This window comes from Streptomyces sp. NPDC002463 (genome assembly GCF_042889835.1).
Classification (GTDB): domain Bacteria; phylum Actinomycetota; class Actinomycetes; order Streptomycetales; family Streptomycetaceae; genus Streptomyces; species Streptomyces nymphaeiformis.
Map to the genome: position 1 here is coordinate 154,430 of NZ_JBIARL010000015.1, position 18,883 is coordinate 173,312.

21 protein-coding genes and 1 pseudogene are annotated in these 18,883 nt (G+C 72.7%); 11 read left to right on the forward strand and 11 right to left on the reverse strand.

Annotation, left to right across the window (positions count from 1 at the left end; genetic code table 11):
- Positions 1 to 14: 14 nt before the first annotated feature.
- A complete protein-coding gene (locus ACFYX3_RS28500; RefSeq protein WP_389019036.1) occupies positions 15 to 593 on the reverse strand; it encodes a TetR/AcrR family transcriptional regulator in 579 nt (192 codons plus the stop codon).
- A 121-nt stretch (positions 594 to 714) separates the two neighbouring features.
- On the opposite strand from ACFYX3_RS28500, the gene ACFYX3_RS28505 reads away from it, so the two are divergent.
- From ACFYX3_RS28505 to ACFYX3_RS28515, 3 genes are all read left to right on the forward strand, one after another.
- Positions 715 to 1,554, forward strand: coding sequence for a hypothetical protein (locus ACFYX3_RS28505; protein WP_389019235.1), 840 nt, complete (start codon positions 715 to 717; stop codon positions 1,552 to 1,554).
- Between the two features lie 74 nt (positions 1,555 to 1,628).
- The gene (locus ACFYX3_RS28510; RefSeq protein WP_389019039.1) at positions 1,629 to 2,306 is read left to right on the forward strand and encodes an HNH endonuclease family protein; all 678 of its coding nucleotides are present in this window, start codon (positions 1,629 to 1,631) and stop codon (positions 2,304 to 2,306) included.
- 56 nt (positions 2,307 to 2,362) lie between these two features.
- A complete protein-coding gene (locus ACFYX3_RS28515; protein ID WP_376582156.1) occupies positions 2,363 to 3,109 on the forward strand; it encodes an N-acetyltransferase in 747 nt (248 codons plus the stop codon).
- A 65-nt stretch (positions 3,110 to 3,174) separates the two neighbouring features.
- On the opposite strand, the gene ACFYX3_RS28520 is transcribed toward ACFYX3_RS28515, so the two are convergent.
- Both ACFYX3_RS28520 and ACFYX3_RS28525 read right to left on the reverse strand, forming a co-directional pair.
- Positions 3,175 to 3,921 carry a hypothetical protein gene (locus ACFYX3_RS28520; protein ID WP_389019043.1) on the reverse strand — a complete coding sequence of 249 codons (747 nt, stop codon included), beginning with the start codon at positions 3,919 to 3,921 and terminating at the stop codon, positions 3,175 to 3,177.
- Positions 3,922 to 4,030: 109 nt separating this feature from the next.
- Positions 4,031 to 4,834, reverse strand: coding sequence for a DUF4190 domain-containing protein (locus tag ACFYX3_RS28525; RefSeq protein WP_382659752.1), 804 nt, complete (start codon positions 4,832 to 4,834; stop codon positions 4,031 to 4,033).
- A 251-nt stretch (positions 4,835 to 5,085) separates the two neighbouring features.
- Between ACFYX3_RS28525 and ACFYX3_RS28530 the strand changes: the two genes are divergently transcribed.
- The 4 genes from ACFYX3_RS28530 (at position 5,086) to ACFYX3_RS28545 (ending at position 9,978) form a co-directional block, all read left to right on the forward strand.
- Entirely contained in the window at positions 5,086 to 7,143 is a 2,058-nt protein-coding gene (locus tag ACFYX3_RS28530; protein ID WP_389019239.1) for an N-6 DNA methylase, read from the forward strand.
- 127 nt (positions 7,144 to 7,270) lie between these two features.
- The gene (locus ACFYX3_RS28535) at positions 7,271 to 7,846 is read left to right on the forward strand and encodes a hypothetical protein (protein WP_382659750.1); all 576 of its coding nucleotides are present in this window, start codon (positions 7,271 to 7,273) and stop codon (positions 7,844 to 7,846) included.
- Positions 7,843 to 9,423: a protein kinase gene (locus ACFYX3_RS28540; protein WP_389019048.1), complete on the forward strand. Its 1,581-nt coding sequence runs from the start codon at positions 7,843 to 7,845 to the stop codon at positions 9,421 to 9,423. The genes ACFYX3_RS28535 and ACFYX3_RS28540 overlap by 4 nt, the downstream gene beginning before the upstream one ends.
- A gap of 168 nt (positions 9,424 to 9,591) precedes the next feature.
- Positions 9,592 to 9,978, forward strand: coding sequence for a hypothetical protein (locus ACFYX3_RS28545; RefSeq protein ID WP_389019051.1), 387 nt, complete (start codon positions 9,592 to 9,594; stop codon positions 9,976 to 9,978).
- Positions 9,979 to 10,033: 55 nt separating this feature from the next.
- On the opposite strand, the gene ACFYX3_RS28550 is transcribed toward ACFYX3_RS28545, so the two are convergent.
- The 3 genes from ACFYX3_RS28550 to ACFYX3_RS28560 form a co-directional block, all read right to left on the reverse strand.
- Positions 10,034 to 10,378 carry a hypothetical protein gene (locus ACFYX3_RS28550; RefSeq protein WP_376582144.1) on the reverse strand — a complete coding sequence of 115 codons (345 nt, stop codon included), beginning with the start codon at positions 10,376 to 10,378 and terminating at the stop codon, positions 10,034 to 10,036.
- Complete coding sequence (locus tag ACFYX3_RS28555) at positions 10,375 to 11,028, reverse strand: RNA polymerase sigma factor (protein ID WP_389019054.1); 654 nt, start codon at positions 11,026 to 11,028, stop codon at positions 10,375 to 10,377. The genes ACFYX3_RS28550 and ACFYX3_RS28555 overlap by 4 nt, the downstream gene beginning before the upstream one ends.
- Positions 11,029 to 11,114: 86 nt before the next feature.
- On the reverse strand, positions 11,115 to 11,492 hold the full coding sequence (locus ACFYX3_RS28560; protein WP_389019057.1) for a hypothetical protein: 378 nt from the start codon (positions 11,490 to 11,492) through the stop codon (positions 11,115 to 11,117).
- 303 nt (positions 11,493 to 11,795) lie between these two features.
- Between ACFYX3_RS28560 and helR the strand changes: the two genes are divergently transcribed.
- From helR to ACFYX3_RS28575, 3 genes are all read left to right on the forward strand, one after another.
- A complete protein-coding gene (gene helR, locus ACFYX3_RS28565; RefSeq protein ID WP_389019060.1) occupies positions 11,796 to 14,000 on the forward strand; it encodes an RNA polymerase recycling motor ATPase HelR in 2,205 nt (734 codons plus the stop codon).
- Between the two features lie 43 nt (positions 14,001 to 14,043).
- The gene (locus ACFYX3_RS28570) at positions 14,044 to 14,478 is read left to right on the forward strand and encodes a VOC family protein (RefSeq protein WP_389019063.1); all 435 of its coding nucleotides are present in this window, start codon (positions 14,044 to 14,046) and stop codon (positions 14,476 to 14,478) included.
- 379 nt (positions 14,479 to 14,857) lie between these two features.
- Positions 14,858 to 15,721, forward strand: coding sequence for a helix-turn-helix domain-containing protein (locus ACFYX3_RS28575; RefSeq protein ID WP_389019066.1), 864 nt, complete (start codon positions 14,858 to 14,860; stop codon positions 15,719 to 15,721).
- Positions 15,722 to 15,877: 156 nt separating this feature from the next.
- Here the strand turns inward: ACFYX3_RS28575 and ACFYX3_RS28580 are convergent, their stop codons facing one another.
- The 4 genes and pseudogenes from ACFYX3_RS28580 to ACFYX3_RS28595 all read right to left on the reverse strand — a co-directional run bounded on the left by ACFYX3_RS28580 (position 15,878) and on the right by ACFYX3_RS28595 (position 17,724).
- On the reverse strand, positions 15,878 to 16,192 hold the full coding sequence (locus ACFYX3_RS28580; protein ID WP_376582132.1) for a multiprotein-bridging factor 1 family protein: 315 nt from the start codon (positions 16,190 to 16,192) through the stop codon (positions 15,878 to 15,880).
- Positions 16,189 to 16,575: pseudogene (locus ACFYX3_RS28585) on the reverse strand (type II toxin-antitoxin system RelE/ParE family toxin). The gene ACFYX3_RS28580 and the pseudogene ACFYX3_RS28585 overlap by 4 nt, the downstream one beginning before the upstream one ends.
- Before the next feature lie 118 nt (positions 16,576 to 16,693).
- Positions 16,694 to 16,900, reverse strand: coding sequence for a DUF397 domain-containing protein (locus tag ACFYX3_RS28590; protein WP_389019070.1), 207 nt, complete (start codon positions 16,898 to 16,900; stop codon positions 16,694 to 16,696).
- Positions 16,882 to 17,724, reverse strand: coding sequence for a helix-turn-helix domain-containing protein (locus tag ACFYX3_RS28595; protein WP_389019243.1), 843 nt, complete (start codon positions 17,722 to 17,724; stop codon positions 16,882 to 16,884). The genes ACFYX3_RS28590 and ACFYX3_RS28595 overlap by 19 nt, the downstream gene beginning before the upstream one ends.
- Positions 17,725 to 17,878: 154 nt before the next feature.
- Here ACFYX3_RS28595 and ACFYX3_RS28600 point away from each other — a divergent pair, with 154 nt between their 5' ends.
- Entirely contained in the window at positions 17,879 to 18,250 is a 372-nt protein-coding gene (locus ACFYX3_RS28600; RefSeq protein WP_389019073.1) for a hypothetical protein, read from the forward strand.
- A 5-nt stretch (positions 18,251 to 18,255) separates the two neighbouring features.
- Here the strand turns inward: ACFYX3_RS28600 and ACFYX3_RS28605 are convergent, their stop codons facing one another.
- Entirely contained in the window at positions 18,256 to 18,864 is a 609-nt protein-coding gene (locus ACFYX3_RS28605) for a GNAT family N-acetyltransferase (RefSeq protein WP_389019076.1), read from the reverse strand.
- Positions 18,865 to 18,883 lie beyond the last annotated feature (19 nt).

Sequence of the window (18,883 nt, forward strand, 5' to 3'; positions counted from 1 at the left end):
CGGGCTGACGCGGGCTATTCCCCGTCCCGGGGCGGGAGTTGGTTCTTGAAGACCAGTCCGGTCAGCGAGCGGAAGTACTCCTCGGGGTCCCGGTCGCCGATCGCCGCCGTCACGTTCTGCGTCAGGAGCAGCGTCGCGAAGCCGTGGGCGAGCGACCAGGCGGCGATGCCGGCCGTACGGGCGTCGGGGGCGTCCGGCAGGCCGGCGACGCCCGCGCGGAGTTCGGCGGAGGCGTGCTCCTTGGCGGCGAGGAGGTCCGGGTCGTCGGCGCGCAGCAGCTCCGGCTGGAACATGACCTGGAAGTGCGCGGGGTGGGTGACGGCGAAGCGTACGTAGCGCACTCCGCGTTCGCTCAGTTCGGGGGCGTCGGCCAGGGCCTCCGCGAGGAGTTCGTACCCCTGGGCGGCGATCGCCGTGAGCAGGCCCGTGCGGTCCTTGAAGTGGTGGGCGGGGGCCGCGTGCGAGACGCCCGCGCGGCGGGCGAGGTCGCGCAGGCTCAGTGCCCCCGGGCCCTCGGCGGCGATCACGTCGAGTGCGGCGGCGAGGACGGCCTGCCGCAGGTCGCCGTGGTGGTAGGTGCTCCGGCTCGTCATGGCAGCAGCCTAGCCACAATCTAGTCATTGACAAGTTCGACGGGGCGGGCGCAATCTTGTCAGTGTCAAGTTCAAGGGTCGATGGAAGGAAGACACCGTGGAGACCGCTCGCGTACGCCAGATGTGGCATCTGCTCGAACCCCTGCACTCCGTGCTCTACTACGCCCCCGAGGCCTTCGACGAGGCCGGCGCCCTCGGCTACGGGACCGCCGACCGCTGGCCCTCCTACTTCGCCTGGCGCGCCGCCGCCCTCGGCCCCGTCGGGCCGGTCCGGGTCGCCTCCGCCTTCTACGGCTTCAGCCCCGAGAAGGTCGCCCGGCACGTCCCCGCCGCCTGGGAGGTCGCCACCCCCGCCGACGTCCTCGCCGCCCGGCTCCGCGCCGCCGATCGGAGCTACCGGACCCTCCTCGGCGCCGAGACGCTCGAAGGCCCCGCGCTCGCCGAGGCGGCCGGCCTCGCCCGCCGCGCCGCCGAGTCGGCCGGCCTCGAAGGCCGCCCGCTCGCCGCCGCCCACGCCGAACTGCCCTGGCCCGAGGCCCCGCACCTCGTCCTCTGGCAGGCGGCGACGATCCTGCGCGAGCACCGCGGCGACGGCCACATCGCCGCCCTGATCTCCGCCGGCCTCGACCCGGCCGAGTCGCTCGTCTCCTTCGCGGCCGTCGGCGCCGCGGCCGCGCACGTCTTCGAGACCCGCGGCTGGAGCGCGGACGCCTGGGACGCCGCCCGGGAGCGCCTGAGGGCCCGAGGGCTCGTGGACGCGACCGGCCTCGCCACGGACGCGGGCCGCGCCCTGCGCGCGGAGGTGGAACGGCGTACGGACGAACTGGCCGCCGGACCGTGGGAGGCACTCGGCGCCGAGGACACCGCCCGGCTCGCCGACCTCCTCGGCGGCCCCTGGCTCACGATCGTCGGCTCCGGCCTGCTGCCCTCCGAGAACACCCTCGGCATCGGAAAGAGCTGACGACGCCACGCGCCCCGTCCGTTTCGGGACCATCGGTACGAAGACGACGTAACCGTCCGGCCTAGGATTCGAGGGTGCTGACGTACCGAAGGACCCTCGCCGCCTCGACGCTCGCCGTCTCCGTACTCCTCACCGCGGCGTGCTCGCCCGGAACCGACACCCCGGGAGACGTCGGCGGCAGGCCCGCCGCGCGCGGCACCGCGCTCGCCGCCGTGGACACCCTCACCGTCAAGGGCCGCGCCCCGAAGACCGGTTACGAGCGGGAGAAGTTCGGCCGCGCCTGGGCGGACGTCGACGGCAACGGCTGCGGCACCCGCGACGACATACTCAAGCGGGACCTGACCGGCGTCCGCTTCACGGACGGCCACTGCAAGGTCGCCTCCGGGACCCTCACCGACGACCCGTACACGGGCACCACGGTCCGCTACGTCCGGGGCCGCTCCAAGGTCGACATCGACCATGTCGTCGCGCTCTCCGACGCCTGGCAGAAGGGGGCGGGGAAGTGGGACGGCGAGACCCGGCGCCGCTTCGCCAACGACCCGCTCAACCTGCTCGCCGTCGACGCCGCGACCAACCGCGGCAAGTCCGACGGCGACGCCGCCACCTGGCTGCCGCCGAACCGGGCCTACCGCTGCACGTACGTGGCCCGGCAGATCGCGGTGAAGAAGAAGTACGGGGTGTGGGTGACGGCGGGGGAGCGGGACGCGATGAAGCGGGTCCTCGGCACCTGCCCGCAGCAGAAGCTGCCGTAGCACCCGGGGCGAAAAAACGTTTGGGCGACCAGGTGGACGATCTTTAACCTGGTCGCATGGACCTGAACGTCACGACCCTCGCCGAACGACCCGAACTCGAAGGGGCGATGTGGTCCATGAAGGACCTGTGGCCCGAGTTCATGATGTACGACCCGGTCGGCTGGGCCAACATGGGCCGGATCGTCCGGGAGTTCCCGGAGTACGTCCTCGTCGCCACCGACGCCACGGGCGCGGTCGTCGCCCGCGGCTTCAGCGTGCCCTTCCGGCTCGACGCGGAAGGCCGCCGCGAGCTGCCGGCCCGGGGCTGGGACGAGGTCCTCAACTGGGCCTTCTCCGACCTGCGGCACGGCCGGGAGGCCGACACCGTCAGCGCGATCGAGATCACCGTGGACCTCGGGCACCTCGGCAAGGGCCTCTCGCACCGGATGCTCGCCGCCATGCGGGCGAACGTCGGCCGGCTCGGCTTCGCCGAACTCGTCGCCCCGGTCCGCCCCAACGGCAAGCACCTGGAGGCGCAGGCCTCCATCCACGAGTACGCCTTCCGCACGCGCGAGGCCGACGGCCTGCCGCACGACCCGTGGCTCCGCGTCCACGTCCGCGCGGGCGGCGTGATCGAGGCGGTGGCCCCGGCCTCGATGACGGTCTCCGGCTCTCTGGAGCAGTGGCGGACGTGGACCGGCCTCCCCTTCGACACGGACGGTCCGGTCGAGGTCGAGGGCGCCCTGGTCCCGGTCCACTGCGAGGCCGCGCGCGGCTACGCGGTGTACGTCGAGCCGAACGTGTGGGTCCGGCACCGGATCTGACGCGTCCGACGCACAGGTGAGAGGGCCGTTCCCCCCCCGGGTGACGGCCCTCTCACGTCTGTGGGTCAGCCGGTGACGACGACGTCCTTCGCCTCCGGGGCCTTCGCGTCGACCGGCTTGCCGTACTTCGAGAAGGTGATCGTCCCCGGCTCGTCGCCGCCCTTCGTGACGATCCGCAGGATGTACGGGGCGCCTTGCGTGGCCACGTAGACCGTGTTGGTCTCGCCGCCGTCGCCCGGCTCCGTCAGGGCCAGCGCCTTCTGCCCGTCGACGGTGGTCTCCGCGCCCTTGGCGATGCCGCTCGCGCCCTGCTCGAACCCGCCGAGGAGTTCCTGCAGGTCGCAGACCGCCGCCATCTCCTTGTTCTCGGGATCGGAGACGGGCGCCTTCACCCACTTGCCCTTCAGCTCCTTGAGCATGGCCTCCTGCACCTCGGCGCTCTCGCCCTTGGTCTGTTCGCGCAGGAAGGTCTCGTCGAAGCGCAGGTAGACGTCCTTCTCGTCGACCTTGATCACTTCGGTCGTGCTGGCCGTGCCCGTGGACACGGTGCCGGCGCACTTCCCCCGGGTGTCGACCGAGAGGTAGCCCTTCGTCGGTTCCTCGGACTTCAGGTCGACGTCCACGGTCACGGACTTCGCCGCCCTCGTCGCCGCGAAGGCCTTGTCGACGATCTGCGAACCGGTCATTCCCCCGAAGGGCCCGGCCGGCTTCGCGTCGTCCGAGAACGGGCCGCAGGCGGCGGTGCCGAGGGCGAAGGCGGCGCACAGGACGGCCGAGACGGCGGTGCGACGGGTGCGGGTCTTGGCGTGCATGGGAGCGTCTCCGAGGGGGTGGTACGGGGTGGGGGCCCCGAAGGGCCCCGGTCCTTGTGGTGCGTGTCCGGCGTGGTGTGTGTCCGGCGTGGTGTGTGTCGGGCGTGGGTCAGCCGATCTTCAGCTCCCACTGCGAGGCGTCGTACGTGAAGCCGGGGTTGACCTCGACGGTCAGGTTCTTGGCGTCCTCGGGGGCGTCGAAGGCGACGGTGATGGTGGCCTTCTTGCCGGGCATGATGGTGCCCTCGAAGCCCTTGCCGACCTTGTTGTCGTAGATCTCCTCGGCCGCGACGCCGTTCTTGCCGGCGGTGGCGCTGAGGCTGACGAGGGCGGTGTCGAACTTCTCCTTGCCCTTGTTCTCGATGACGACGGTGACCTGGTAGGCCTTGTTGCCCTTGGTGTGGCCCACCGCGTACTCGTCGGGGGAGTACGGCTTCGGGTCCGCGACCGTGACCGTGAGGTCGTCGTCGTAGACGGAGCTGTCGCCGTCCTCCAGGCCCTGGCCCTTCTTGTCGGCCTTGCCGGCGTCGCCCGCCGGGGCCTTGCTCGTCGGGGCGGCGCTCGACGGGTCCTTCGGGGCGGTGTCCTTGATGGACTTGTCGATCTCGTCGACCGCGTCGCTGACGGCCGTGACCGTGATGACCAGGCCGACGACCGAGAGGATCAGGGACACGAGGCCCAGGATCGCGCCGGTGAGCGCCACTCCCTTGTTGCTCGCCTCGCCGCGCTTCACACGGCCCTTGCCGACGAGCCCCAGGATCAGCGCGATCAGGCCGAGGATGCCGGCCAGCCAGAAGAAGAGCGGGATGAGCCCGGAGATCGTGCCGATGATGCCGAGGATCAGGGCCGCGGTGCCGAGGCCGTTGCGCATGACCTGCGGGGCGGCGGGCGGGACCTGGGTGTCGTACGACATGGGTGTGTCCTCCCGGACGGTGACGATGTCTGGTGCGATGGGTCAATCACAGCAGAGCCTGTGAACCGAGTCAACACGGTTCACGAAAAATGGATCGACTCACACTGTGAAGAGATGTGGAGCGCGTTCCTCGCTAGGATTGGTGTCACAGCCAAAGGGGCGAGCCAGGGGAGTTGGGTCACGTGCCGGAGAACGCAGCAGAGGCGGGTGCGGAGCGGACGGGTGGCGCGGCGGAGACGCCCGCCGCCGAGGTGACCGCCGCCGGGATCGCGCGGCTCGCCGGGGTCGGCCGGGCCGCCGTCAGCAACTGGCGCCGCCGCCACGCCGATTTCCCGAAGCCCGTCGGCGGTACGGAGACCAGCCCGTCCTTCGCCCTCGCGGACGTCGAGGAATGGCTCCGCGCCCAGGGCAAGCTGGCCGAGGTCCCGCTCAGGGAGCGCGTCTGGCAGCAGATCGCGGGCCACCCGGCCGGCGCCGTCACCGCCCTCGTCCACGCGGGGTGCGCCCTCCTCCTCGTACGGGACAGGTCCGCGGCCTGGCCCGCGCTCGCCGAGCTCCCCGACGCGCGGCTCGCGGAGGTGCTGCCCGTCGCCCTGGAGGAGACGCTCACCGAGCGGTTCGGCCCCGAGCGGGCCGTCCTCACCCCGACCGCCCCCGCGCTCGCCGCCTCCGTCCCGCTCCTGCGCGGGGCCGCCGAGCTCGCGGCCGAGACCGGGGTCCGAGGGGCCTTCGAGTTCCTGCTCGGCCGTCACCTGGACGCCAACCCACGGCAGTACACGCTCACCCCGCCCGGCCCCGCCGCCCTCATGGCGGCGCTCGCGGCGACCCCGAGGCGCGGCCACGAGGCCGCCCCGCTCACCGTCCTCGACCCCGCCTCCGGGACCGGCGGCCTGCTGAGCGCGGTCGAGCGTCCCGGCGCCGTCTGCGGCCAGGACTCCGACCACGACCTCGCCGCGCTCACCGCCCTGCGCCTGGCGCTCGCCACCGACGCCGACATCCGCGTCCGGTCCGGCGACAGCCTGCGCGCCGACGCGTTCCCGACGCTGGCGGCGGACGCCGTCCTGTGCCACCCGCCGTTCAACGAGCGGAACTGGGGCCACGACGAGCTGGCCTACGACCCGCGCTGGGAGTACGGCTTCCCGGCCCGCACGGAGTCCGAACTCGCCTGGGTCCAGCACGCCCTGGCCCGCCTCCGCCCCGGCGGCACCGCCGTCCTGCTCATGCCTCCCGCCGCCGCCTCCCGCCGCTCGGGCCGCCGCATCCGGGCCGATCTGCTCCGCCGGGGCGCCCTGCGCGCGGTCGTCGCCCTCCCGGCCGGCGCCGCGCCGCCGTACGGCATCCCGCTCCACCTCTGGGTGCTGCGCAGGCCCGTCCAGGGCGAGCGCCCCCCGGCCGAACTCCTCCTCGTCGACGCCGCCTCCGAGCAGGCGGGACTGGGCCGGGAGGGCCGCGACCGGCTCGACTGGCCGGCCGTCCACTCCGCCGTCCTGGACGCCTGGACGCCCTTCGACCGGGACGGGACCCTCGCCGGGACCCCGGGCGCGAGCCGTTCCGTGCCGGTCATCGAGCTCCTCGACGACGACGTCGACCTCGCCCCCGCCCGCCATCTCCCGCCGCCGGCCGCCGCCGAGGGCGTGGCCCAGCTGGCCGCGGTGCGCGAGCGGCTGACCGAGACGCTGCACCGGACCCGTGAACTGACCCCACCGTCACTGACCGACCCGGCGTCCGGCGGCGCCGGGGCCGGCCGGCCCACGACCACCGTCGGCGAACTGGCCCGCGCCGGCGCCCTGGCCCTGCGCGCGGGCGGCGTGGGCACGACCCCCGCCGCCACACCGGTCGCCGTCCTCACCGACCACGACGTCCTCGCCTCCCAGCCGCCCTCCGGGACACTGCCCGACGGGCCGCCCGAGGAGCCGGTCCTCCTCGCGGCCGGGGACGTCGTCGTCCCGGTCCTCGGCGGCGGCACCGCCGTCCGGGTCGTCGACGCCTCCGCCGAGGGAGCCGCGCTCGGCCGCAACCTCCAGCTGCTCCGCCCCGATCCGGCGGCTCTCGACCCCTGGTTCCTGGCCGGTTTCCTCCGGGCCACCGCCAACACCCGGCAGGCCAGCAGCTACGCGTCCACCGCGACCCGGCTCGACGTGCGCCGCCTCCAGCTGCCGCGCCTGCCCCTGGCCGAACAGCGCCGGTTCGGCGAGCGGTTCCGGGCGCTCGCCGAGTTCGAGGAGTCGCTGCGGCTGGCCGCGCGCCTCGGCGACCAGCTGGTCCAGGGCCTGTACGACGGCCTGGCGGACGGCACGGTCGCCCCCTGAGGCCGCGCCGCTTCTGATCGCTTCGACAACGGTTCCGGGTATCCCGGAACCGTTGTCCGTATGGGTGTATACGCTCGTCTCCGCACCCCGATCCGTCCCGAGGATCCGTCCGAGCAGGAGCAGCAGGATGTACGGCCCTCCGCAGGCCCCGCAGGTTCCGCAGCCGTCGAAGAGCCCCGCCTCCGGTGGCCGGATCGCGCTGCTCGTCCTCTTCTCCGTCCTCGCGCTGCTGAGCTGCGGATTCCTGGCCTGGGCGCCGATGCTGCGGCTCGCGATCGTCACCCGCAGGGCGCTGGACTGGGTGCTGTTCGGTCTGACGTTCCTGCTGGCGGCGGGTCTCTTCACGTACGCGGGCGTCACCGGCGACGAGGAGCCCACGACCACGGAGTCCTTCGTCGCCGTCGGCATCATGGTCGCCCTGGTGGCGGGCTCGATCACGTACTACCTGGTGACCGAGATCCGTCGCCTGGACCGGCCCGGCGCCGCGGCTCCCGCGTTCCTCCCGCCGGGATACGACCCCGCCGCCGCCGTCACGGTCCCGAGTCCGGGGAGCCCCAACCCGTACGCCCGCCCGGTCGTCCCGCCCCCGGCCGTCCAGCCGCCCGCCGTTCCCGGGCACCGCATCGACCAGGTCCGCGCCGAGCTGGACGAGCTGAGCGACCTGCTCCGCAAGAACGCTCCGGAAGGCGAAGACCGCCGGTGAACGGGCGGGTCATCGGGGGGCGTTACGAGCTCTCCACCGTCATCGGGCAGGGCGGGATGGGGCAGGTCTGGACGGCGTACGACGGGCGGCTCGACCGTCGGGTCGCGGTGAAGCTGCTGCGGCCGGCCACCATGACCGGCCCCGCCACCGCCGCCGACGAGCTGCGGCGCCGCTTCGTGCGCGAGTGCCGGGTGACCGCGCAGGTCGACCACCCCGGCCTCGTGACCGTGCACGACGCGGGCAGCGACGGCGACGACCTCTACCTCGTCATGCAGTACGTGCAGGGCGCGGACCTCGCCGACCACCTCGCCGAGCACGACCCGTACCCCTGGGAGTGGGCGGTCAGCGTCGCCGCGCAGCTGTGCGCGGTGCTCGCCGCCGTGCACGCGGTGCCGATCGTGCACCGCGACCTCAAGCCGCGGAACGTGATGATCCGCCCGGACGGCACCGTCACCGTCCTCGACCTGGGCGTCGCCTCCGTCCTGGACACCGACACCACCCGGCTCACGCACACCGGTTCGCCCATCGGCAGCCCGGCGTACATGGCGCCGGAGCAGGCCATGGGCGGCGCCGTCGGCCCGTCCACCGACCTGTACGCGCTCGGCGTGCTGCTCCACGAACTCCTCAGCGGGAACGTGCCGTTCGCCGGATCCACCGCGCTCGGCGTGCTGCACCGCCATCTGTACGAGCCCCCCGCCCCGCTCCGGCAGCTGCGCCCCGAGGTCCCCGAGGCGCTCGAGGCGCTGGTCCTGCGGCTGCTCGCCAAGGACCCGCAGGCGCGGCCGTCCGGGGCCCACGAGGTGTACGAGCAGCTGCTGCCGCTGCTTCCCGCGCGCGGCGCCCCGGCGGGGCCGATGGACCCGACCCGGCCGTTCCTGCGCCCGCACGCGCCCTGGCCGGACCGGCCTTCGGCGAGGACCGCGCCGGTCCCGGTCCCGGTCCCGCCGGTCCCGGTCGCGCCTCCGCGTGCGCAGCCCGACCCCCGCACCGACCCCCGGGTGTACGGAAGCGCGGCGCCCGCGCGTCCGGACGTGGCCGCTGCCGTCGAGGAGGTGAAGCGGCTGCTCGCCGAGGGCTCGCTCACTCAGGCCGTGGACATGCTCGGCGGCATCCTGCCCGCGGCGGCGGCCGAGCACGGCGAAGGGTCACCGGTCGTCCGGATCCTGCGCAAGCAGTACGCGTCGACGCTGATGGACGACGGCCAGTACCGGCGCGCGCTGCCGGAGCTGCGCCGGCTCGCGGAGGAGCGCGGCGCGGAGGCGGGCCCGGCGGACCCGCAGTTCCTGCAGTTCCGTTACGACGCGGCGCTGTGCCTGGAGCAGCTGGGGGAGACGGCCGCCGCGCTCGCGGAGTTCCGCGCCGTCCTGCCGTACTACGAGCGGGATCAGGCCCGGGCCTTCGACATCCGGCAGAGGGTCGGGCTGCTGCTCCTGGCGGCGGGCGAGCACACGGCCGGTCAGGAGGAGCTCCAGCGGCTGCTGTTCGACGCGGAGCGTGCGTACGGCCCGTATCACCCGCTTCCGGTGGACCTGCGACGGGCGCTCGACCATCAGCGTCAGCTGGGGCCGCGACCCTGAACGGGCTCCTGAAAGGGGTCCTGACGGCGAATCGGGCGTGACCCCGACGTGGCTGCAGGGTCACGACTCGACAACTGATCGGGAAGTGGATCTTCATGATCCTTTTTGCCTGTTTTGGCGCATGTAACGTTCGCGTCTGATCATGTCCGCGTCCCCCAAGGAATTCACATGACGACGCCTCCCGCTCCCTTCGCCCCCGAGCAGCAGCCCGCTGCCCCCGCCAAGAAGGGCTCCGCGATCCTCAAGAAGGTCGGCGGTGTCATCGTCGCGATCGTCGTCGCCGTCGCGGTGAAGTTCGGCCTCCCGCACCTCACGGGTGACGCCCCCGTGCACGCCGAGGCCGGCGAGTGCGTGACCGTCACCGGTCCCGACAACGACCCCAAGGTCGACACCGTCGACTGCTCCTCCGGCAAGGCCGACCTGTTCAAGGTCTTCAAGGTCGTCGACAACACCTTCGACCTGAACGCCTGCGGCGAGGAGCACTCGGCGCTCGCGCAGCAGCTGGGCTCGGACAAGTTCGTCCTCTGCCTGGACGAGGTCAACCCGAAGAAGTAGTCGCGCGCTCTGCCGAGAAGGGCCGGAACCCGACGGGTTCCGGCCCTTCTCCGCGTCACGGCGACTCCACCGGCCGGGGCTCCGTGACGGCCGGTCCGCTCGGGGCCGGGGTGGGCAGCGGCGGCACGGGGGTGCGCACCGGCGGTACCGGCGTGATCGCCGGGCTGCGGGCGGGCAGCACCGGGTCCGGGGCCGCGGGACCGTCCGGGAGCAGTACGAGCAGGCATGCGGCGGCCACGGCGGCGACCGCCCCGAGCGCCGCGAACGCGACCGCGCGGATCCGGTGCGTCCCCCAGCCGCGCCCCTGCGGAGGCGCGTCGCCGCGCAGGTCACGGTAGGTCACGAGGGCGGCGCGCGCGGCGAGGGCGGCGCGCAGCCGCTCCTCCACGGGGCGTGTCATCGGCCTGCCTCCGGGGCCTCGTCCAGGCGCTTCTCCAATTGCTTCTCCAGGGCGTCGAGGGCGCGGCTCGCGGTGGACTTCACCGTGCCGCGCGAGAGGCCCAGCGTCTGCGCGATCTGCGCCTCCGTCAGCTCCGACCAGTAGCGCAGCACCAGCACCTCGCGCTGCCGGCGCGTCAGCTCCGCCAGCGCGTCGAGCACCTGCCGGTGTTCCTCGGCGAGCAGCAGCCCCTCGTCGACGGGCGCGCAGGAACCCGGGTGGGGCGGGGTGTACGCGCGCGCGGTACGGCGTCGGCGCAGCATGGAGCGGGCCGCGTTGACGACAGCGGTGTGCAGGTACGCCCCCGGGTCCTGGAGTCCGTCGAGCGAGGTGCCGTACACGCGGCACAGGGCGGCGAACGCGTCCTGCACGACGTCCTCGGCGGTCGGCAGGTCGTCCACCAGGAAGAGCGCGAGCCGCACCATGTCGAGCCGCCGCGCCCGGTAGAGCTCGGTGAGCGTGGGGGCCGGCTCGTCGTCGTACGGAGCGCCGACGGCCCGCAGATGGCGTTCCCGCACCGGCACGCGCGCGTCCCGGGCCGCACGGGACACCCGCGCGAGCAGCCGGGACCACCAGGGCGGCGCCATGGTCAGGGCGAGGGCGTACGGCATGGGCCTCGATCCGTCGGGGTCGGGGAGGGGAGAGGGCGGGTGAGTGGGTGGACCCGGGGGCGGGTCCACCCACTCGCCCGGTGCGGCTACTTGCCGGGCGCGATCACGCGGGGCGCGTCACCGGCGGGCGCGGGAACCGGCGCGGGCGCGGGCCTGGGCGCGCTGACCTTCGGCGCGGCGGACGCGGGCGCGGGGGCCGGCTTCGGCGCGACCGGCTGGGCCACCGGCTTCGGCGCGGTCACGACCTTCGGCGCGGCGGGCGCGGGAACCGGCGCCGGCGTGGCGGGCGCCGCAACCGGCTTGGGGGCGGCGGGCGCGGCATCCGGGGCGACAGGGGCCGGCTTCGGGCCCGAGTCGGCGACGGCCTGCGCGACGAACCCGCCGCCGAGGATCAGCACGGCACCGGCGACGACGCCCAGGAGTCGGGGACGGGGGCGGTAGTCGCGCTTGGCGTGGGTGGTCATGGGGTTCTCCCGAGGAAGTGTCGGAAACACGGTCTGGAACATCAGCTGGAGGGCGCCTTCAACCCACCAGACGTGCGGCACCGCCCGAGGTTGCGACGAGCGTCCGAGAAATTTCCGACCCGGGACCCGGACCGACATGTCAGGGACCGACATGTCCGAGGGAGGGGGAGAGGGGAGAGGGAGTACGCACCTCTCGCACTCTCAACGTATAGCGCACAGGGGGGCTTGCGACAAGGCCCCCTTCGTGACGCAGAATCGCTCCTCGAAGAAAGCCAGAAGCTGCGAAAACGGGGTATTCACCACATGACGTCCCTTATTGCCGGTGTGTTCGACCTCTCCGGCAACCTCTCTCCCAAGGCGGATCCGGCGCTCATCGCCGCGGACGAGGAGCACTTCGCCGCCATCGCCCGCTGCCTCGACGAGACGATCGCCGAACTGTCGGCGCGCCTCGACGCCGAGCGGAAGGCGCCGGGCGGGGTCGGCCGGGAGGCGATGGACCGGGACGCGGAGATCCACCGGCTCTCCGGCCGCCTGCGGACCCTGCGCCGCTTCGGCCTCGACCTGTGCCTGGGCCGTGTGGTCGGCACGGAAGGCGCGGAGGGCACGGAGGGCACGGAGGGCGAGGCGGACGGTTCCGGGCCCGTGTACATCGGGCGGCTCGGCCTCACCGACAGCACCGGCCGCCGGCTGCTCGTCGACTGGCGCTCCCCGGCGGCCGAACCGTTCTTCGCGGCGACGCACGCGAACCCCATGGGCCTGGCGAGCCGCCGCCGCTACCGCTGGTCCGGCGGCCGGATCACGGACTACTGGGACGAGGTCTTCACCGCCGACGGACTCGAAGGGCATGCCGCGCTCGACGACCAGTCCGCGTTCATCGCCAGCCTCGGCGGCAACCGGTCGCCCCGGATGCGGGACGTGCTCGCCACGATCCAGTCCGACCAGGACGCCATCATCCGCGCCGGCTCGCGCGGCGCCCTCGTCGTCGACGGCGGCCCCGGTACGGGAAAGACGGTCGTCGCCCTGCACCGCACCGCGCACCTCCTCTACTCCGACCCGCGCCTCGGGCACCGCCGCGGCGGCGTGCTGTTCGTCGGCCCGCACCAGCCCTACCTGAACTACGTCGCCGACGTCCTGCCCAGCCTCGGCGAGGAGGGCGTACGGACCTGCACCGTGCGCGACCTGGTCGCCGAGGGCGCGAAGGCGAGGCCGGAGACCGACCCGGAGGTCGCCCGCCTGAAGTCCTCGCGGGACATGGTCATGGCGATCGAGAAGGCCGTCGCGTTCTACGAGGAGCCGCCCACCGAGGGCATGACCGTCTCCACCCACTGGTCGGACATCCGGCTGACCGCCGCCGACTGGGCGGAGGCCTTCGACGCGGCCGAGCCGGGGACCCCGCACAACGAGGCGCGCGAGCAGATCTGGGAGCACCTGGTCTCGATCCTGTTCGACAAGTACGACGGCGAGGAGGTCCCGGAGGCCCGGTTCCGCAAGTCGCTGCGCCAGGACCGGGAGCTGACCGGGGCCCTCAACAGCGCCTGGCCGATGCTGGAGGCGGCCGACCTCGTCGGCGACCTGTGGACGGTCCCCGCGTACCTGCGGATGTGCGCGCCCTGGCTGACCCCCGACGAGGTGAAGCGACTGCGGCGCGCCGACGCCCAGGCGTGGACGGTCTCGGACCTGCCGCTCCTGGACGCGGCCCGGCAGCGGCTGGGCGACCCGGCTACGGCCCGGTTCAACCTCCGGCGCAAGGCCACCGTCGCCGCCGAACGCGAGCGCATGTCCGGCGTCATCGACAGCATCGTCGCGGCGGACCCCGACGGCGAGGGCGCGGTCACGATGCTGCACGGCAAGGATCTCCAGGAGAGCCTGGTCGACGAGAGCGCCCTGCCGACGGCCGAACTGGAGCCGCTGGACGGCCCGTTCGCGCACGTCGTGGTGGACGAGGCGCAGGAGCTGACCGACGCCGAGTGGCAGATGCTGCTGCTCCGCTGCCCGTCGAAGAGCTTCACGATCGTCGGCGACCGCGCCCAGGCCCGGCACGGCTTCACCGAGTCGTGGCGGGAGCGCCTGGAGCGAGCAGGCATCGACCGCATCGAGATGACGTCCCTGAGCGTCAACTACCGCACGCCGGAGGAGGTCATGGCGGAGGCCGAGCCGGTCATCCGGGCCGCACTCCCGGACGCCAACGTGCCGACGTCCGTCCGCAGCAACGGCATCCCCGTCGCCCACGCCCCGGTCGCCGACCTGGACGCGGTCCTCGACACCTGGCTCGCCGAGAACGCCGAGGGCGTCGCCTGCGTCATCGGCGCCCCGACGTTCGCGGAGCGCCCCCGGGTCCGCTCGCTCACCCCGACGCTCTCCAAGGGCCTGGAGTTCGACCTGGTCGTCCTCGTCGACCCGGAGTCCTTCGGCGAGGGCATCGAGGGGGCGGTCGACCGCTACGTGGCGATGACCCGCGCGACCCAGCGCCTGGTGATCCTGGAGAGCACCTCAGCGAGCCGCCCCTGAAAAGGAAATGAGCGAGCGGCGAGCCCCTTGCTACGGTGACCGGATGGCATCGATCAAGGAAATCCAGGTCACCATCGACTGTGCGGAGCCCGCACGCCTCGCCGAGTTCTGGTGCGAGGTGCTGGGGTACGTCGTCCCGCCGGTCCCCGAGGGGTTCGCCACCTGGTCGGAGTACCACCGGTCGCTGCCGCGCGAGGAGCAGCCGGTCTACTTCGCGTGCTCCGACCCCACGGGCGCGGGCCCGCGCGTGCTCTTCCAGCGCGTCCCCGAGGGCAAGGCCGTCAAGAACCGGGTCCACCTCGACGTGCGCGCCGGCAAGGGCCTCGTGGGCGAGGAGCGCCTGACCACCCTGGAGGCCGAGTGCGAGCGCCTGGTGAAGCTCGGCGCGACACACCTGAAGACGCTGTACGCCGACGGGGAGAACGAGTCCTGCATCAACATGCAGGACCCGGAGGGCAACGAGTTCTGCCTCGACTGAGCTCCTGAGGACGTACGAAGCGGCCTCCGCCGACGCCGGGCGGGGGCCGCTTCGGCGTACCGGGTCCCGGGTTGCCCGGATCTCACGGTGCGGCCTGGTCGCTCGTCGCGAGCCGAGTCGGGCGGCCCCGCGACACGGCCGGCTTGGACGTCCTCTTAAGTACCGGGGGAAAGAACCAACCACCCCCCCACCTGCTCTGAGTGGTCACAGCTGAGGAGGCGTGTCACTCACACGAGGGAACTGTGCCAACTGGGGTGGATTTCGGGGTGGTTGCCTGGCATATGCTCCGGGCTACCTGAACTGAAAAAATGCTCGGCCCCCGAGGGAGTTGCGTTCCCAGCGGGGGCCTGGCCATCAAGGAAGAACCAGAGGCTTCCCCATGGATACCCAGAACTTTAGCGCGCCCGTTTCCGGCGCGGGCGTCATTCACGCCAACGTGACCCACACGGCGAACTTCACCGTCGTCGGCAACCACCTCGCGCAGCACGAGCATCTCTCGCTCACCGCGATCGGCCTCGCCCTTCACATCCAGTCGCTGCCCGCCGGTTCCCGCATCGGCGTCAAGTGCCTCGCCGCGCGCTTCCCCGAGGGCGAGATCCGCGTCGCCGCCGCCCTGCGCGAGCTGGAGGCCCACGGCTACCTGTCCCGGACGCGCGAGCGCCTCCTCGGCGGCCGGATCGCGACCCGTACGGTCTCGTACAACAACCCGGGCGCGACGGAGCCCCCGGAGCCGGACGGCGACCCGGACCCCGACAAGGCACCGGTCCCGGGCCAGGCGCCGGACGCGGTCCCGAATCCCCGCCAGGGGTCCGGGCCGGTACGGGGCGAGACCCCCGCCCTCCCGCAGGGCCCGTCCGCCGAGCTGCTGCTCGGCCTCCGCCGCCACGACGCCCGGTTCCTGCTCTCCGAGCGGGACATCCGGCACCTGGCCCCGGCCGTCGACGCCTGGTTCGCCCGGGGCGCGACCCCCGACGCCGTCCGCCGCACGCTGCTGGCCGACCTCCCGAACACCGTCGAGCACCCGGCGGGCCTCCTCTCCCATCGCCTGAGGGCGCTCCTCCCGCCGCCGCTCCCCACGGTGATCCCGGTGCAGGGCCCACCCCCGATCCAGACCTGCGTCACCTGCGAGGAGGTCGCCTTCCGCGCCTGGGAACCGGGGCGGTGCCCCGACTGCGAGGCGGACGCGGACGCGGGCGCGGCACGGGCGGCAGCGGAAGCCTGGCTCGCCGCGCAAGCGGCGTAGCGGCCATCGAGGTCCACCGGCCCGGTGACGTCCCCGTCCGCCGCAGGTTCCACTCCACGGGGTCGGGTGCCAGCGGGCGCGGTGACATCGCGGAGGAGGAGGCGCGCGACGAGCGGCCCGAGCTGAACTGAGCTCAAGGGCCCATCCGGAGGCCGTTCAGGCCGCTTGGGTGTGCGGGGTCAGCTCGATGGTCAGCTCGGCGTCGAGAGCGCGGGCCAGGCGTCGCAGGAGCGGGATCGTGGGTACGGTGCCGCCTCCTTCGATCCGGGAGATCTGTGGCTGCTTCATCCCGCAACGCTCGGCCAGTTCGGTCTGGGACAGCCCGAGGGCCGTGCGCCGGTCGTACACCAGCTGGCCGAGGTCGTGGGCGAGCTCGGCCTCCTCGTAAAGGCGGTCGTACTCGGGGTTCTCCTCGACCTCCTCGCCCAGGAGCTTGCGGTGGCGGCGGGTCTTCCACTCGGCGTGGTTCACGACAGTTCCTCCTTGATCGGGCGGCTGTAGACGTCGTGCCCGGCGGCCGGCTCATGGCGAGACTCGCATGCGGCCTGGACGGCGTGGGCCCGGTCCACTTCTGCGGTCTCGCGCATGCGCGTCTTGCGGAAGACGGTCAGCAGCACGATACGGCGGTCGGGGGCGAGCCAGTAGGTGATGCGCTGCGCGCTCCCGCCGAGGTCGAATCGCAGCTCGCGGAGCTTGCCGCTGAGGTGGCGGGTGTAGGGCTCGCCGAGGGTGGTGGGGTTCTCGGCGAGGCGGTCGACCTTCTACTCGACTATCACGTAGTGGTGGGCGGGGAGGTCCTCCAGCCAGAGGCGGACCTCGGGCTCGATCTCGATGGTGTACCGCTCACCGGTCATAGCAGTGATGCTATATGGCACAGATGTTATGGGCCAGTGCGGCGAGAGACCCGCACATACGTGGCGGCCGCCCTCGCCGTGCTGGGCGCGGTGGGCGGCCGGTTGTCGGTCCGGAGGCTCAGACGGCGAGCCGGCCGCCCTTGACTCCGGTCACGAAAGAGGCCCAGGCGTCGGCTTCGAAGACGAGGGTGGGCCCGGTGGGGTTCTTGGAGTCGCGGACGGGGACGAGGGGGAGGTGGTCGGCGACTTCGAGGCAGTTGCCGCCGTCGTTGTTGCTGTAGGAGCTCTTGCGCCACGTGACGGTGCTCAGATCGACGACTCGCACGGTGCTTCCTCCAACATCTTCATGATGAACTTCCGTGAATCCGCCGGGGAAAGGGCCTGATCACGGACCCGATCGTAGCGGAGCTGTAGCCGCTCAACGGCTGCCGCTTCCTCCACGAGATCGCCCGAATGATCGGTCTCAACCCAGGCCACCGGGCGTCCGTCCGTCAGGCGTAGGAACATCACGTCAGTGGTCGTCAGTGCGTGCGGTCCGGCCGCGTGCGGCATGACTTGGACGGTGATGTTCCGCCGCTCGGACATCGTCAGCAGGTGCTCCAACTGCTCACGCCATGCAGTGGGATCTGGCAGGGCCGTGCGGAGCACCGTCTCTGACAGGATGGCCCGGAACGGCGGTGCGTCGTGTCCTGACAGCAGCTCGCGGCGGCCTATCCGCGCCTCCACCTGAGCGGTCAGCTCCTCGCCGTCCATGCCGCTGGTCGCCAGGAAGGTCCGCGCGTAGTCGGGTGTCTGGAGGAGGCCCGGCACCGCACCGACTGCGTAGTACCAGAGGCTGATCGCCTCCGCCTCCAGCGTCATGTACCGCCGGTACCGCTCCTTGAACTGGGTCGGGTCCGCCACCGCCAGTTCCCACAGCGTCAGCAGTAACTTCGGCGTCCCGTAGTACTGGTCCAACGCCTGGATCACCTCCGGGCCGCCCAGCGTCTCGCCCTTCTCCATCTTGGAGAACAGCGACCAGTCCCAGCCAAGGACTTCGCCCAGCTTCCGCAGGCTCAGGCCCCGCTCGGCCCGTAGCGACTTCAGCTCCTCCGCGAACCGCTTCCTCGGCTCCTGGCTGCGGCCCGTCACCGTCCGTCTCGCCGGCATCGCGCGCACTCCCTTGTGGAAGATGTGGAACTACCCGCGCGACCTGGGGAGGTACAGCCCGCCGCCGCTCCGGAGCCCCTGTTTCCCGGTCCATCCTCGTAGCGCCGGGATCACAGAGGGTAGTCCAGGTAGTTCACGGGAAGGAGCGGAATCCATGGAACGCGGAGCCTGGGTCTACGACCAAGTGGCGGGTGTGGTCGGCGAGTTCAAGGGGAACGCCGGGCCCTATGTGATGCTCCGCCCCGTCGGCGGCGGCCGTGAGTGGCAGGCGGATCCCGCCGACCTGCGCCCGGCGACCCCCGCCGAGCGGTTGAGCGCGGGGGTGCGGGCGGCCAACGAGCGGGCCCGGGGGCCGCAGGCGCAGCCCGTGCCCGATCTGAGCCGCCCGCCGGAGCCCGTACCGCACTGTGTCACGTGTGCGCTGCTCGTACGGGAACGGCTGGCGGCCCAGGCCGAGTTCGACCACAGCGCCGTGACGGACGCGAACGTCCTGCTCAGGCGCCACTTGTGGCAGGACCACCCGTGAAGAGGTCAGGCGCCCCGAGCGTCCCGCTTCATGGCCCACAGGACCGGGCCGCCGCCCGGCAGCGGGAACTCGTCGACGACCTTGAAGCCGAAGTGCTCGTAGACCGGCAGGTTGTCGGGCTTGGAGGACTCCAGGTAGACCGGCAGGCCCGCCGCGTCGGCCTTCGCGAGGCCCGAGCGGAGGAGGGCCGAGCCGTGGCCCTGCCCCCGGGCGGCGGGGTCGGCGCCGATGAGGGCGAGGTACCAGTGGGGTTCGGCCGGCCCGTGCTCGGCGGCCGCCATGACGGCCTCCTGGAAGACCGGGGCGCGGTCGCCGAGGATCTCCACGAGCTGCTGGATCGTGTCCGCGTCGGGGACGGCCTTGTCCGCGCCCTCGGGCGACACCCAGAAGGCGGCCGCGGACTCGGTCCGCTCGCAGACGCCGTGCAGGCCGTACTGCCGGGTGAAGAGGGTCGTGAAGTAGCGGCCGAGGCCCGTCTCGCGCGTCGCCTCGTCGGGGAAGAACCAGCGCATCATCGGGTCGTCGCCGAAGGCGGAGGCCAGGGTGCGGCCGACCGTGTGCGCGTCGTCGATCGTTGCCGGTTTCGGTGTGTTCGCCAGGGTCATACGGTTCATTCTGACCCTTGATGATCTT